The organism is Streptomyces sp. NPDC030165, assembly GCF_055573595.1.
The window spans coordinates 465408-480363 of the sequence record NZ_JBVIBD010000003.1 but is presented as its reverse complement, the minus strand read 5'-3'; the positions used below and the strand labels follow the sequence as shown (position 1 = coordinate 480363).

Below are 14956 nucleotides of genomic sequence, written 5' to 3'. Positions count from 1 at the left end.
GTCTCAGGTCCTGGTTCGGGGAGGGGCGGGCGGGGTGGCGGTCCGGATCTTTTCCACCATGCGCAGCAGTGACTTTCCGCCGATCTCTTCGCATTCCGTTCCGGGGCCGGCGGAAAGGAGATGGCGGACACTGTCCGTCCAGCGCACCGGTTCGACCAGTTGCGCGCTCAGTGTGGAGACGAGGGCGCCCTTTTCGTACGGCCGTCCGGTGACGTTGGCGATGACCGCGGGGTCCGGGTCCGCGAAGGTGAATTTCCGCAGGAATTCCTGGAATTCGACGCGGGCGGGCTCCATGTAGCGGGAGTGGAAAGGGGCGCTGACCCGGAGCGGGGCGAAGCGGATCTTCCTGCGCTCCAGCGCGGCGTGGACGGTGTCCAGCGCCCCGGACGGGCCGGCCACGACGATCTGCTCGTCGGTGTTGTAGCCCGCCACGTCGATGCCGTCGATGCCGTCCTGCGCGAGGATCTCGGCCAGCCGGGACGCGGACGTGTGCAGGACGGCGGTCATTCCGCCGCCGGACGCCGCGGCCATGAGTTCACCGCGCTTCTTGACGAGTCTGAGGCCCGTCTCGAAATCGAAGACGCCCGCCGCCAGAAGGGCGTTGTATTCCCCGAGGCTGTGCCCGAGAAAGCAGTCGACCGGTCGGCCCTCACGCCGCGTACGTTCGAAGGTGAGCAGCGCGTTGACGGTGTAGAGCGCGGGCTGGGTGTACTGCGTCTGCGAAAGCAGACCGTCCGGATCGTCGCGGCACAGCGCGACGAGATCGTATTCCAGGAGGTCGCAGGCGAACCGGGTGAGACCGGGATACCGTCCGAAGACGTCCACCCCCATACCGCGGAACTGCGCCCCCTGGCCGGGGAAGAGGATCGCGAAACGCACGGCACCCCTCAGACGGTCGCGGGCCGTTGGACGGCCGGCTGCCCGGCACGGTCCGTACCGCGGTGCGCCGTGTGGTGGCCGGCGCTGCTGTCGTGGCCTTCTGTGTGCATGTCGTCCCTGTTCGCGAGGTGGTTACCGGTTCGGTGCGACGCACCCACCCGGGGACGGCGACGGCTGTCGGCCGGGCCGCCGGGCGGTTGTCGCCATCGTGCGTCAGCCCCCTTGCGGGCCCCTGGTCCGGACGCTGGCGGACGCTTGCCGGCCACCCCGCGGCGGCTTTCCGCTTTCTTGTCGTTCCGCTTGCCGAATCCTTGCCGTTGGCCGGTTGCCGATCTTTTGAACGTCTCGCCACATATGCCATGATCACGTTCCGGATGGACCCGGTTACCGTCCGGTACCCTCCCCCTGCACAGCCGCCGGCGCTAGAACGAATGGGACCGACATGTGCCCACCCCACACCCCGCCCCCCACACCGCTGCCGGAACCCGCCGGCCCCATCGGGCCCCGGCCGGCCGCACCCGGCCCCGTGCTGCGCGTCCTCGGCCCGATGTCGGCACGGCTCGGCAGTGAGGACCTGCCGCTCGGCCCGCCACGACGGCGGGCCCTGCTGGCCCTGCTCCTCATACGCCTCGGCAGAGTCGTGCCCACCGAACTGCTCATCGAGGAGCTCTGGTGCGAGGGGCCGCCCCGGCACCCCGTCGCCACCCTCCAGAGCCACCTCTCCCACCTGCGCCGGGTGCTCGCCCCGGCGGCCGGCCAGGGCACCTCGTCCGTCCTGCGCTACCAGGCACCCGGGTACGTGCTCCAGCTCGCCCCGGAGCAGGTCGACGCGTTCCGCTTCGAGCGGATGGTCGCCGACGGGCGGCAACTCCTGGACCGGCGCGACCCGCGCGGCGCCCGCGACCTGCTCGCCGAGGCCCTGGAGCTGTGGCGCGGCTCGCCCTACACGGAGTTCGGCTCCCAGCCGCCGCTCTCCGACGAGACCGCCCGCCTGGAGCAGGTCCGGCTCACCGCGCTGGAAGCCTGCGCGGAGGCCCGGCTCGGGCTCGGGGCTGCCGAGGAGGTGGCGGCCGAACTTGTCCTGGAGGTACGCCGCCACCCGACCCGGGAGCGCCTGGTCGGGCATCTGATGACGGCACTGTCCCGCCTGGGACGGCAGGCCGAGGCGCTGGAGGTGTACGAGCGGACGCGCTGCCACCTGGTGGAGGAGTTCGGCGTGGACACCGCCGCCGAACTCCAGCGGGTGCACACCGCCATCCTCCGCCAGGAGCTGGGCGACGACGGCCCGGTGGCCGGTCCCGCGCCGGCGGCCGCCCCGGACGGCGGAGGCTCTCCCGGCGCGTCCCCCGAGTCGCCCGGTTTCCCCGGCTCTTCCGGCTCCACCACCGCTCCTGTACCGCCTGCCTCACCCAACTCCCCCGCCTCCCCCATCTCGTCCAGCTCCCCCGGCTCATCCCTGATGAAGAAGCCTCCTGCGCCGCATTCCACGTCGGACACCCCCGCGCGTCCGCAGGAAGCCGCGGCCGCGCCGGTCCGTGCCACGGGGGCACACCGGCCCGCCCGGGGCCCCGGCGCGGGTGCACCGGACCGGAGTACGACGGTGTCGGGCCCGGCCAGGGGTGCGCGGGCGGCGGGCCCGCGGCGCGTGCACGGCGTCGGCCGGGCGACGGCTGCCCGCCCGGCGCCCGCCCCGGACGACTGCGCGCGTTCCGAAGGCACCGCGGCGCCCTGGCCGTTCACCGGACGGGACCAGGAGCTGCGCCGCCTGGTCACCGCGTCGGCCGGCGCGACCACCGGACACGGGTACGTGGCGTGCGTACTCGGCGCCGCCGGGGTCGGCAAGACGCGGCTGCTGATGGAACTCGCCCCGGCGCTGGAAGCCGCCGGTGACGCGCTCGACGTGACCTGGAGCCACTGCTTCCCCGGCGAGGGCGTACCGCCGTACTGGCTGTGGACACAGGTGCTGCGCCACCTGTCGGCCACCCGGCCGGACGCCTTCCGCACCGCGACCGCGCCCTTCGACACGCTGCTCGCCCCGGTGATGCCCGAGCGGGCGGCCGGGCCCGGCGGGCAGGGCCACGAGGACGACTGGGCGCAGGCGCGGTTCCTGACCCACGACGCGGTGTGCGAGGTGCTGCTCGCGCTGGCCGCCGAACGCCCGCTGGTTCTGCTCCTGGAGGACCTGCACTGGGCCGACGCCGCCTCCCTCGACCTGCTGCGGCTGCTCGGCACCCGCCGCCAGGGGCACCGGATCAGCATCGTGCTGACCGCCCGGGACTTCGAGGCCGACTCCGACGCCACGATCCGCCGGGTGCTGGCCGACATCCTCCGGGGCCCCAGGACCGAGACACTGCGGCTCGGCGGGCTGTCCCGCAGCGCCGTCGCGTCCCTGGTGGAGGCGCAGGCCGGGCGCGGGGTCGGCGCGGACGTCGTCGAGGCGCTGCACCAGCGCAGCAAGGGCAACCCGTACTTCGTCATGCAGCTCCTGTCGCTGCTCGGCGACGTACGGCGGCTGCACGACGCGGACGCCACCGACGTCCTGCTGACACAGGTACCGACCGGGGTGCGCGAGGCGCTGCGGCAGCGGTTCGCCGCCCTGCCGGAGCCGGCCCTGCGGGCGCTGCGGCTGTGTGCCGTCATCGGCACCGAGGTCGACACGGACCTGCTGCACCGCACCGCCACCGAGGACGAACCGGTCGCTCCCTCCCTGGAGGCGGCGATCCGGGCGGGCCTGCTCGGCGAGGACCCGCACCACCCCGGGCGGCTGCACTTCGTGCACGCGCTGGTCCGCGAGACGCTCCTCGACGTACTCGCGCGCGACGAACGCCAACGGCTGCACGCCCGGGTGGCCGAGTCGCTGAGCGCGCGCGTCGGCGGGCAGGCGGGCGACGAGGAGTCCGAGCGCCTGGCCCATCACACCTGGCACGCACAGGACGCGCTGCCCGCCCGTCAGGCCCTGCCCCGGCTGTTGCGTGCCGCCGAACAGGCCGAGCAGCAGCTGGCGTACGAGAAGGTCGAGACGTGGCTGCGCCGGGCCGTGCACCTGGCCGGCCTGCTGCCCCGTGACGACGCGTCGGCCCGCGCGCTGGAGCAGCGTCTGTACATCCAGCTCGGGCAGTTGCTCGCCACGGTCCGCGGGTACGGTGACACCGAGGCGGAAGCGGCGCTCAGCCGGGGCCGCGCCCTCGCGGCGGTCACCCGCGCGCCCGAGGACCCGTCGGTGCTGTGGGCGCTGTGCTCGGCGTTCCTGGTCACCGGCCGCTACGACGAGTCCCGGCAGTTCTCCCGGCTGCTGCGGGACATCGGCAGCCGTACGCGCCATCCGGTGGCGCTGCTCGGCGCGGCGTACGGCAAGGGCATCGCGCTGCACGTACGCGGCAGGCTGCCGGAGGCGCTGGCGGAGCTGGAGCGCAGCGTCGGGCTGGCGGATCGTTTCGCCCGCGAGGGCCGCACGCTGGCCCGTACGTTCCAGCACGACCCGCGGGTCTCCTGCCGGTCCTACGACGCCTTCACCCACTGGATCCTGGGCGACCGCGACACGGCGAGCACCCGCCGCCGCCAGCTGCTGGGCCTGACGGCGTACGAGAGCAGGCCCTCCGACCGGGCCTTCGCCCTGTACGTGAACACGGTCCTCGCCGCCTGGGAGGGCGACGCCGACGCGGCGCACGCCTCCGCCTCCGAGGGAGCGCGGCTGGCGGAGGAGCACGGGCTCCTGTACTGGAAGGCGATGCTGCGCCTGACCGAGGGCTGGTCCCTGACCCACCTGGGCCGCGACGACGAGGGACTCGCCCTGATGCACACCTCCCTGTCCGAACTCCGTCCCTCCCGCTCCCACTTACGGCTCCCCCTCCACCTCGGCCTGCTCGCCCAGGCCCAGCACCACGCGGGCCGCCGCGACGACGCCACCGCCACCCTCCGCAAGATGCTCGCCGTCATCGAACACCGCCGCGAACACGTCTACCTCCACCCCGCCCTCCCCTCCACCACACTCCTGCACACCCTCCTGGACCGGCACCTGACCGACCTCTCCCTCTTGGGCTGACCCCCACCCCGAAGGAACACATGAAGCCCAAAACCCGGGGAGAGAGCACGAAGGCCCGTCAGCCGGTCCCGGTGATCATCGACGGCAACGACAGGAGCAACGCGCCCAGTGCCTCCACAGCACCGTGCAGCCGCACACCGCTGCGGGCATCCGGCCGGCGGACGTACCGCAGGGTGGCGGCGGCGAAAGCCAGGCCGCCGGCGATGAACCACGGCCGCCACAGGCGGTGGCGGCGCGGCGGTTCCGCTCGGTCGGCACGGCTGTCTCTTCGTCGTCCATGCGTGCTGCCCGAGGCCGTCATGGCTCCCTCGTGGCCGGAGCACGACGACGGGAGGCCATCCGCACGGACGATCGGCCTCCACCGCGCGAGGTACCGGCCGACGTCCGGACGCGTACCGTCCGTTCCGGGCCAAACCCGCCGCGCATATCCGCGACTTCAGGACATCTACCCCCATTGGGGGTTGTGAGGCGGCCGCGGTCCATGACACTCATGTGCTCGGGAGTGCTCCGTGGGCTGTCGCCCCGGGAAGACGCCGCGCCCGTGAACCGGGCGCGCGCCGCCGACGACAACGCGCCGGCGACTCCCCGCCGTTGCCCGACGCCGCGCGCCCCGCTGCCCGGCAACGGCTGCTGCCCGAGAAACCCCCCGGAACCGACCCGGAACCCGGACGCACTCCGATGAGGAGAAAATCATGCGCACATCCAGACGCTGGAGAGCCACGGTCTGCGGCGTGATGGCCGCCACCGGCCTCGCCGTCGGCACCGGAACGGCCCACGCCGTGCCGATCGGCCAGACCATGAACGGCAAGATGACCTACTACAACGACAGGGGCTACGGCGCCTGCGGCACCCATATCGACGCCACCTCCCAGGACCTGGTCGCCGTCTCCGCCTCCTACTGGACCTCGCCCAACCCGAACAACGACCCGCTCTGTTCGGGCGTCAAGGTGCAGGTCAGCTACAACGGCCGGACCATCACCGTGCCGGTCAGGGACAAGTGCCCCTCCTGCGCACCGACACACATAGACCTCAGTCAGGCGGCCTTCCGCAAGCTGGTACCGCCGGGCACCGACATGGTGCCCAACGTCAGCTGGAAGTTCGTCCGCTGAACCGGCCGCGGCCGGCCGTTCTGAGACGACGGCGCCGGCCGCGGCGGAGCGGGTCCGACGGCCCCCGGCGCTCTCGCGCCGCTGCGCCCGTCGTCGGACCCGCTCCGGCTTCCGGCGGCAACGCAAACGGCTTGCAGAGCTTGCGCTAGTGTTGCGGATATGACGCGACGACTTGCGCAGGTGGCGAAGAAGGTGGGCGTCTCCGAGGCGACCGTCAGCCGGGTCCTGAACGGCAAGCCGGGCGTCTCGGAAAACACCCGGCAGGCGGTGCTCACGGCACTGGACGTGCTCGGTTACGAGCGGCCGACCCAACTGCGCGGGGAGCGCGGCAAGCTCATCGGGCTGGTGCTGCCGGAGCTGTCGAACCCGATCTTCCCAGCCTTCGCCGAGGTCGTCGGCGGCGCGCTCGCCCAGCGGGGACTGACGCCCGTCCTCTGCACCCAGACGCCGGGCGGCATCCAGGAGACGGACTACGTGGACCTCCTGCTCCAGCAGCAGGTCTCCGGTGTGGTGTTCGCGGGCGGGCTGTACGCCCAGGCGGACGCGCCGCACGACCACTACCGGCTGCTGCACGCCAGGAACCTGCCGGTGGTGCTGGTCAACGCGCCGATCCCGGGGCTCGACTTCCCCTGCGTCTCCACCGACGACGCGGTCGCGGTGGAGCAGGCCTGGCGCCACCTCACCTCGCTCGGGCACGAGCGGATCGGTCTGGCGCTCGGCCCGTCCGGCCACGTGCCCTCACGGCGCAAGCTGGCCGCCGGGCAGGCGGTGGCACGGGCCGCGGGCGCGGAGCTGCCTCAGGAGTACGTGGTGCGCGGGATGTACTCGATGGAGGGCGGCCACGCGGCCGCCTCCCGCCTGCTGGCCGCCGGGGTGACCGGCATCATCTGTGCCAGCGACATCATCGCGCTGGGCGCGGTGCGGGCCGCGCGCCGGCGGGGGCTGCGGGTGCCGCGGGACGTGTCGGTGGTGGGGTACGACGACTCGCCGCTGATGACCGTCACGGAGCCGCCGCTGTCGACCGTACGGCAGCCGATCGACGCCATGGGCCGTGCCGCGGTCCAGCTGCTGACGGCGCAGATCGACGGCCGGGAAGTGGTCCGTGACGAGATCCTGTTCGAGCCGGAGCTGGTCGTACGGGGCTCGACGGGGCCCGTCGCCGCAAGGTAGCCCAAGGGGTCCGCGCACCAGCCGGCTCCACGCTGTCACTCTTTTGCAGGTTCCGGACGCGATATTGCGCTCCCCTGTCCCCGGTGCTTGAGTGTGCGCCATCGCTCGCCGCCTCGCTCACGCTCAGAGGGGTCCACCGATGGCATCCACCACGAGAAGACGCCGGCGCACGCTCGCCTGCGCCACCGTCGTGTCCCTGACCGCGCTCGCCGCCTGCGGCACCAGCACCAGCGACGAGGCCGACAGTGCGCCGGGCGGGAAGGTACGGCTCACCGTCAACGGACAGCCGCCCACCACGCAGCCTTTCGAGCGCGCGCTCTTCGACAAGCACGTGACGCAGTTCGAGAAGGCCAACCCCGGCATCGACATCGTCCCGCACGAGGGCTTCATGGACCCGAAGACCTTCAACGCCAAGCTGGCGGGCGGCAAGCTGGAGGACGTCTTCTACGTCTACTTCACCGACGCCCGCGGCCTGATCGCCAGGAACCAGGCGGCCGACCTCACCGGCCACGTCAAGAACATGCCGCACCGCGCCGACATCCAGGACGCGCTGATGAAGGTGTTCCAGGACGAGCGGGGCCGCCAGTACGGCCTGCCGACCGCCAACTACTCGATGGGCCTGCTCTACAACCGCGCGCTGTTCAAGAAGGCCGGTCTGGACCCGGACCAGCCGCCGCGGACGTGGGCGGAGGTACGTGCCGCGGCGAAGCGCATCGCCGCGCTCGGCGACAACACCGCCGGGTACGCCGACTTCTCCAAGAACAACCAGGGCGGCTGGCACTTCACCGCCGAGCTGTACTCCCGCGGCGGCCGGATCGCCACCGAGCAGGGCGGCAGGTGGAAGGCCGCGTTCAACTCGCCGGAAGGCAGGGCCACCCTCCAGGACCTGCACGACATGCGCTGGAAGGACGGCTCGATGGGCAGCAGACAGCTGCTCCAGGCCGAGGACGTGCAGCGGATGATGGGCAGCGGCAAGCTCGGGATGTACATCGCCGCGGCCGACAACATCACCGTCATCGCCAAGCAGTTCGGCGGCCGATACCAGGACTACGGCCTCGCGCCCGTGCCCGACGCCAGGTCGACCCTGATCGGCGGCGAGGGCTACATGATCAACCCCAAGGCCGCGCCGGAGAAGACCGCGGCCGGGATCAAGTGGCTCCAGTGGAAGTTCCTCGACCCGGACATCGTTGAACAGAACATCCAGGACAACCTGGACGCCAAGCTGCCCATCGGACTGCCCATGCCGCCCACCCCCGACACCTGGAAGGGCGCCGTCCGCGACCGGGTGGAGAAGGCCAAACGCGAGCACGCCAACGTACCCGTCGGCAACTACCAGTCGTTCATGGACGCGGCCCCCCGCGTCCCGGGGGTGATCGAGCCCCCGGAGGCACAGCAGGTCTACGCCGCGCTCGACAACGCCATGCAGGCGGTCCTCACCGACGAGGACGCCGGCATCGACGCGCTTCTCGCCACCGCCGAGAAGAAGGTCGACCAGATCTACAGCGCGCTCTGATGGCCACCGCACCCCTGCTGGAAAAACCGTTGTCCCCGTCGCCGGCGGCCGCGGAGCGGGAGCGGCGCGCCGCCCGCCTGCGCCGCTCGGTACGCGAGCACCTGACCGCGTACGGGTTCCTGTGCGCCGCCCTGATGATCTTCGCGCTGTTCTCGTGGTGGCCGATCATCCGCAATGTGGTCCTGGCCTTCCAGCACGTCGACTTCGCCACCGGCAGCACCTGGGCGGGCCTGGCCAACTTCGCGAAGCTGTTCAACGATCCCCTGCTGGCCACCGCGTGGCGCAACACCGCGCTGTTCACCGCGTACGCGCTGGTGCTGGGCTTCTTCGTGCCATTCCTGACCGCGGTGCTGCTCAACGAGTTCCGGCACGCCCGCGCCTATTTCCGCGTCCTGGTCCATCTGCCGGTCATGCTGCCGCCGGTGGTCGTGGCACTGATGTGGAAGTGGTTCTACGATCCGGGCCCGGGACTGCTCAACGAGGTCCTGCGCACCCTGCACCTGCCGACCTCCGCCTGGCTCGACTCCTCCGCCACCTCACTGGTCTCCCTGGTGATCGTCTCCACCTGGGCCAACATGGGCACCGCCACACTCATCTACCTCGCGGCGCTCCAGACCGTCCCGGGCGAGCTGTACGAGGCGGCGGAGCTGGACGGCGCGAACCTGTGGCAGCGGCTGCGGCACGTCACGATCCCGCAGACGCGGTTCGTGCTGCTGGTCCTCCTGCTGCTCCAGATCATCGCGACGATGCAGGTGTTCACCGAGCCGTACGTGATGACCGGCGGCGGCCCCGACGACTCCACGGTCACCGTGATGTTCCTCGTCTACCGCTACGCCTTCGTCTACAACGACTTCGGCACCGCGAGCGCGCTCAGCCTGCTGCTGCTCCTCGTCCTCGCCGCGTTCTCCGCCCTCTACCTGCGCGTGACGCGCGGCGCCAAGGAGGACTGATGGCCGCCTCGGCCCGCACGCTGATCCGCCCCGCCGTGCTGCGCACCCGTAAAGGGAAGCTGGTCTACTGGTCGGTGCTGGCCGTGGCGCTGGCGCTGTTCACCGTCGCGTTCCTCGTGCCGCTGTACTGGGCCGTGACGGGCGCGATGAAGTCCCCCGCCGAACTGGCACAGAACCCGCCCGCCTACGTCCCCGCCGACTGGCACCCGGAGAACTACGCCCGCGCCTGGCGCGAGATGGATCTGACCCGCTACTTCCTCAACACGGTGCTGCTGGCGGGCGGCGCCTGGCTGATCCAGCTCGCGGTGCAGGTACCGGCGGCGTACGCGCTGTCCAAGCTGCGGCCCCGCTTCGGGAACGCGGTGCTGGGGCTGATGCTGGTCACCTTGATGATGCCCGCCACCGCGCTGCTCGTGCCCCTCTACCTGACGGTCATCGATGTCCCCTTGTTCAACAGGAACCTGATCGACAGCCCGAGCGCGGTGTGGCTGCCCGCCGCCGCCAACGCCTTCACCATCTACGTACTGAAGAACTTCTTCGACCGCGTCCCGGACGAGCTGCTGGACGCCGCCCGGATCGACGGCGCCGGCCCGTTGAGCACCATGTGGCGGATCGTGCTGCCGCTGTCCCGGCCGATCCTCGCCGTGGTGTCGATCCTGTCGGTCGTCGCCGCGTGGAAGGACTTCCTCTGGCCGCTGCTGGTCCTGCCGGACCCGGCGAAGCAGCCCCTCAGCGTCTTCCTCCAGCGGGTCGCCCAGGACACCCCGCTCAACAGCCTGGTGGCGGGCCTGGTGCTGGCCTCGCTGCCGCTGATCGCGCTGTTCCTGGTCTTCCAGCGGCAGATCGTCGCCGGTCTCGGCGCGGGCGGCCTCAAGGGCTGACGCCCCCTTCGAACGCCCGCCGGACGCCCAGGACGCCCCGTACGAAAGGACCTCTCCTTTGTCCCGCACGGACTGGTGGCGCGACGCCGCCGTCTACCAGGTGTACGTCCGCTCCTTCGCCGACGGCAACGGCGACGGCACCGGTGATCTGGCCGGGGTCCGCGCCCGGCTGCCGTACCTGGCGGACCTCGGCGTGGACGCCCTGTGGTTCACCCCCTGGTACCTCTCGCCCCTCGCCGACGGCGGCTACGACGTCGCCGATTACCGCACCGTCGACCCGGCCTTCGGCACCCTCGCCGAGGCGGAGAGGCTGCTGGCCGAGGCGGGCGAGCTGGGGCTGCGCACCATCGTGGACATCGTGCCGAACCACGTCTCGGACCAGCACCCGTGGTTCAGGGCGGCGCTCACCGCCGGGCCGGGATCGCCGGAGCAGGACCTGTTCCACTTCCGGCCGCCGTCCCCTGATCCGCCGAACGACTGGGTGGGCGAGTTCGGCGGCGTCCCCTGGTCACGTACGGAGCACGGCCAGTGGTACCTGCACCTGTTCAGCCCCGAGCAGCCGGACCTGAACTGGAGCCACCCGGCGGTGCGCCAGGAGCACGAGGACGTGCTGCGGTTCTGGTTCGAGCGCGGCGCCGCGGGCGTACGGATCGACTCCGCCGCGCTGCTCGCCAAGGCCGAGGGGCTGCCCGACATGCCCCGCGACGGCGGCCCGCACCCCTTCCACGACCGGCCGGAGCTGCACGGCATCTACCGCTCCTGGCGGCGGCTGGCCGAGGAGTACGGCGCCGTGCTGATCGGCGAGATCTGGCTGCCGGACGGGAAGCACTTCGCCCGCTACCTGCGCCCCGACGAACTGCACACCGCCTTCAACTTCGACTTCATGGCCCGCCCCTGGGACGCGGCCGGGCTACGGGCCTCCATCGACCTCACGCTGGCCGCGCACGCCCCCGTCGGTGCCCCCGCCACCTGGGTGCTGGCCAACCACGACGTGACCCGTACGGTCACTCGCTACGGACGGCCCGAAGACACCGGTTTCGCCTTCGGACGCAAGCGGTTCGGGGCCCCCACCGATCTCACCCTGGGCACCCGCAGAGCCCGCGCCGCCGCGCTGCTCACCCTGGCCCTGCCCGGCTCCGTCTACCTCTACCAGGGCGAGGAACTGGGCCTGCCGGAGGCGGAGATCCCGCGAGAGCTGATCCAGGACCCGATGTACGCCCGTTCCGGCGGCGTGGACCCGGGCCGGGACGGCTGCCGGGTCCCGCTGCCCTGGAGCGCCGACGGCGACGGTCCGAGCTGGCTGCCGCGCCCGGCGGGCTGGGCGCGTCACGCGGTCGAACGGCAGGCAGCCGACCCGGACTCGATGCTCACGCTGTACCGCACCGCGCTCCGGGTGCGCCGCTCCTTCCGGAACGCGGGCCCGCTGCGCTGGCTGCCCACGGACACGCCGCACGCGCTGTCCTTCGCACGGACGGCGCCGGACGGCGGCGGCACCGTCCTGTGCGTGGTCAACCTCGGCACACCGGACGTACAGCTCCCCGAGCACTCCGAACTTCTGCTGGCCAGCGGCCCCTTGACACCCGAGGGCGCGCTGCCGCAGGACACAGCGGTCTGGCTCCGGACCTGACCCGAGCACGGCCGCCGCCCCCTCTCCCCACAGAAGGGAACATCATGGGCACCACACATCACACCCCGAGGCACACCACTCCGCGCGGCAGAGCCTGGCGACCCGCGCTGGCCGCCCTGCTCGGCGCCGGGCTGCTCGTCTCCAGCTGGCAGACGGCCTCCGCCGCGACCGTACCGGGCAGTACGCCGGGCAACGGCGTGGTCGGGGCCGACGCCGCTCCCCTCCCCGCCCACCTCAGCGGACAAGGTGCCGCTCGCGCGCACGACGGCGACCCCGCCTCGTACGCGAAGGGCAGCACCGCCCACTGGATACAGGCCGACCTCGGCGCGACCCGCCGCCTGGACCGGGTCGAGATCGAGTTGCCCGGCGAGGCCCAGCAGGTCCGGCTCCAGGGCTCCGTCAACGGCCGCGACTTCGTCGACCTGTCCGACACCCGGGCCCGCAAGGGCAAGGTCACCCTGCCCCTGGACGGCACCCCGCTGCGCCACGTCCGCGTCGTCGGCGCACACCGGCTCGGCGAACTGTCCGTATACGGCGCGGCAACGGGCGACACCACTCCCCCTCGGTCCCCGGACCACGTACGCCTGAACGGCGCCACACTGAGCTGGGACCACACCCCGGGCGCCTCCGGATACGACATCTACGCCGACGGCCGGCTCCGCACCGGGCTGCCCGCGACGGCGACGCACTGGCAGGACACCACGGCACCGGGCGGCACGACGCACAAGACCGCCTACACCGTGCGGGCCCGGGACGCGGCAGGCAACCAATCCCCCGACAGCCGTACGGCCACCCGCACCGTGGCGGCGGGCAAGGGCTCCCCGCACGCCGCCTTCGCCGTGCCGCGCGAAAAGCCCGCGTCCCGTGCCCCGCGCACCAAGGCCGCCACCGGCGCCACCATGCCGTACACCACCATCGAAGCGGAATCCGGCACCACCGGCGGCGGCGCGCAGGTGGTCGGCCCCAACCGCAAGATCGGCGACCTGGCGGGCGAGGCGTCGGGCCGCAAGGCCGTCACCCTCAAGCAGACCGGACAGTACGTCGAGTTCACCACCCCGGTCACGACCAACACCCTCGTCACGCGCTTCTCCATCCCGGACGCACCGGGCGGCGGCGGAACCCGGGCGAAACTGAACGTCTACGTGGACGGCCAGAAGGCCAAGCCCTTCGACCTGACCTCCAAGTACGCCTGGCTGTACGGCCCCGAGGCGGCCCCGGTCAACGACCCGGGCGCCGGACCGGCCCGGCACATCTACGACGAGGCGCACCTCGACCTCGGCCGCACCGTCCCGGCGGGCAGCAGGATCCGGCTCCAGAAGGACGCCGACAACACCTCCTCGTACGCCATCGACTTCATCGACGTCGAAAACGTCTCCGCAGCGCCGAACCCGGACCCCCAGGCATTCGTCCAACCCACCGGCTTCGGTCACCAGGACGTACAGAACGCGCTGGACCGGGCCCGGATGGACACCACCGGCAAGATCAAGGGCGTCTATCTGCCGCCGGGCGACTACGAGACGTCGAGCAAGTTCCAGGTCTACCTCAAGCCGGTCAAAGTGATCGGCGCCGGCCCGTGGTTCACCCGCTTCCACGCCCCGGCCGGCCAGCAGAACACCGACGTGGGTTTCCGTGCCGCCGACGGCGCCGGCGGCTCGACGTTCGCCGGCTTCGCCTACTTCGGCAACTACACCTCACGCATCGACGGGCCCGGCAAGGTCTTCGACTTCCAGAACATCTCCGGCATCACCATCGACAACATCTGGGCCGAGCACATGGTCTGCCTCTACTGGGGCGCCGGCACCGACCGGATGACGCTCAAGAACAACCGCATCCGCAACACCTTCGCCGACGGCCTGAACATGACCAACGGCTCCAGCGACAACCTGGTGACCAACAACGAGGCCCGGGCCACCGGCGACGACTCCTTCGCGCTGTTCTCCGCGCTCGACGCGGGCGGCGGTGAGCAGACCGGCAACGTCTACGAGAACCTCACCTCCAAGCTCACCTGGCGCGCCGCAGGACTGGCGGTCTACGGCGGCCAGCTCAACACCTTCCGCAACATCCGCGTCACGGACACCCTGGTCTACTCCGGCGTGACCGTCTCCTCGCTCGACTTCAACATCCCGATGAACGGCTTCGGCCCCGGACAGACCACGTTCGAGAACCTCGGCATCGAGCGCGCGGGCGGCCACTTCTGGAACGGCCAGACCTTCCCCGGCATCTGGCTCTACTCCGCGTCGAAGCCCTTCCGCGCGATCCGGGTGAAGGGCGCCCGGATCACCGACCCGACGTACCACGGCATCATGTTCCAGACGAACTACGTCGGCCAGCAGCCGCAGAACCCGGTCCAGGACACGGAGCTGAGCGACGTGACCATCTCCGGCGCGAAGAAGAGCGGCGACGAGTACAGCCACAAGTCCGGCTACGGAATCTGGGCCAACGAACAGGGCCCGGGCCCGGCCGTCGGCCAGGCGACCTTCCGCGGCCTGACCCTCCGCGACAACGCGGAGAACATCCGCAACACCACCTCCACCTTCACGATCAACGTGACCTGAGAGCCCCCTCCCCGGTCCGGGCCCGCCGCAGCTCCGGTGACGCTGATGTGTGGCGAGCAGGCGTGGCCTGCCATTCCGGGCGGCCGGCCGAGCGCCGGCCGCCCGTCCCGGCCGTTCCGCCCGGGTCGTGCCGCGGGCCCCGGCGGAAACTGCGAACCAGGCCCTGACCTGGCGAATTAATACGCTGATTCGATTCACCCTAAATAGAGTGAACACCTTCCGTTCCTCGC

General features: G+C 71.6%; 9 protein-coding genes and 2 pseudogenes. 9 read left to right on the top strand and 2 right to left on the bottom strand.

Annotated elements, in window-relative coordinates; all coding sequences use genetic code 11:
- Positions 1 to 3 precede the first annotated feature (3 nt).
- Complete coding sequence (gene fabD / locus ACZ4Z1_RS08440; protein ID WP_468485798.1) at positions 4 to 879, bottom strand: ACP S-malonyltransferase; 876 nt, start codon at positions 877 to 879, stop codon at positions 4 to 6.
- A gap of 442 nt (positions 880 to 1321) precedes the next feature.
- Between fabD and ACZ4Z1_RS08435 the strand changes: the two genes are divergently transcribed.
- Positions 1322 to 4921 carry a BTAD domain-containing putative transcriptional regulator gene (locus ACZ4Z1_RS08435; RefSeq protein WP_468485797.1) on the top strand — a complete coding sequence of 1200 codons (3600 nt, stop codon included), beginning with the start codon at positions 1322 to 1324 and terminating at the stop codon, positions 4919 to 4921.
- A gap of 58 nt (positions 4922 to 4979) precedes the next feature.
- On the opposite strand, the gene ACZ4Z1_RS08430 is transcribed toward ACZ4Z1_RS08435, so the two are convergent.
- On the bottom strand, positions 4980 to 5222 hold the full coding sequence (locus tag ACZ4Z1_RS08430; protein ID WP_468485796.1) for a hypothetical protein: 243 nt from the start codon (positions 5220 to 5222) through the stop codon (positions 4980 to 4982).
- A 391-nt stretch (positions 5223 to 5613) separates the two neighbouring features.
- Here ACZ4Z1_RS08430 and ACZ4Z1_RS08425 point away from each other — a divergent pair, with 391 nt between their 5' ends.
- The 8 genes and pseudogenes from ACZ4Z1_RS08425 to ACZ4Z1_RS08390 all read left to right on the top strand — a co-directional run.
- On the top strand, positions 5614 to 6030 hold the full coding sequence (locus ACZ4Z1_RS08425; RefSeq protein ID WP_468485795.1) for a cysteine/serine endopeptidase inhibitor: 417 nt from the start codon (positions 5614 to 5616) through the stop codon (positions 6028 to 6030).
- Positions 6031 to 6189: 159 nt separating this feature from the next.
- Entirely contained in the window at positions 6190 to 7200 is a 1011-nt protein-coding gene (locus ACZ4Z1_RS08420; RefSeq protein ID WP_468485794.1) for a LacI family DNA-binding transcriptional regulator, read from the top strand.
- A 139-nt stretch (positions 7201 to 7339) separates the two neighbouring features.
- Complete coding sequence (locus tag ACZ4Z1_RS08415; RefSeq protein WP_468485793.1) at positions 7340 to 8713, top strand: ABC transporter substrate-binding protein; 1374 nt, start codon at positions 7340 to 7342, stop codon at positions 8711 to 8713.
- The gene (locus tag ACZ4Z1_RS08410) at positions 8713 to 9663 is read left to right on the top strand and encodes a carbohydrate ABC transporter permease (protein WP_468485792.1); all 951 of its coding nucleotides are present in this window, start codon (positions 8713 to 8715) and stop codon (positions 9661 to 9663) included. Before ACZ4Z1_RS08415 ends, ACZ4Z1_RS08410 begins: the two co-directional genes overlap by 1 nt.
- Positions 9663 to 10544: a carbohydrate ABC transporter permease gene (locus ACZ4Z1_RS08405; RefSeq protein WP_468485791.1), complete on the top strand. Its 882-nt coding sequence runs from the start codon at positions 9663 to 9665 to the stop codon at positions 10542 to 10544. Before ACZ4Z1_RS08410 ends, ACZ4Z1_RS08405 begins: the two co-directional genes overlap by 1 nt.
- A 58-nt stretch (positions 10545 to 10602) precedes the next feature.
- Positions 10603 to 12171, top strand: coding sequence for a glycoside hydrolase family 13 protein (locus tag ACZ4Z1_RS08400; protein WP_468485790.1), 1569 nt, complete (start codon positions 10603 to 10605; stop codon positions 12169 to 12171).
- A 44-nt stretch (positions 12172 to 12215) separates the two neighbouring features.
- A pseudogene (locus ACZ4Z1_RS08395) lies at positions 12216 to 12668 on the top strand (discoidin domain-containing protein); the annotation flags it as partial.
- 207 nt (positions 12669 to 12875) lie between these two features.
- Positions 12876 to 14726: pseudogene (locus ACZ4Z1_RS08390) on the top strand (glycosyl hydrolase); the annotation flags it as partial.
- Positions 14727 to 14956 lie beyond the last annotated feature (230 nt).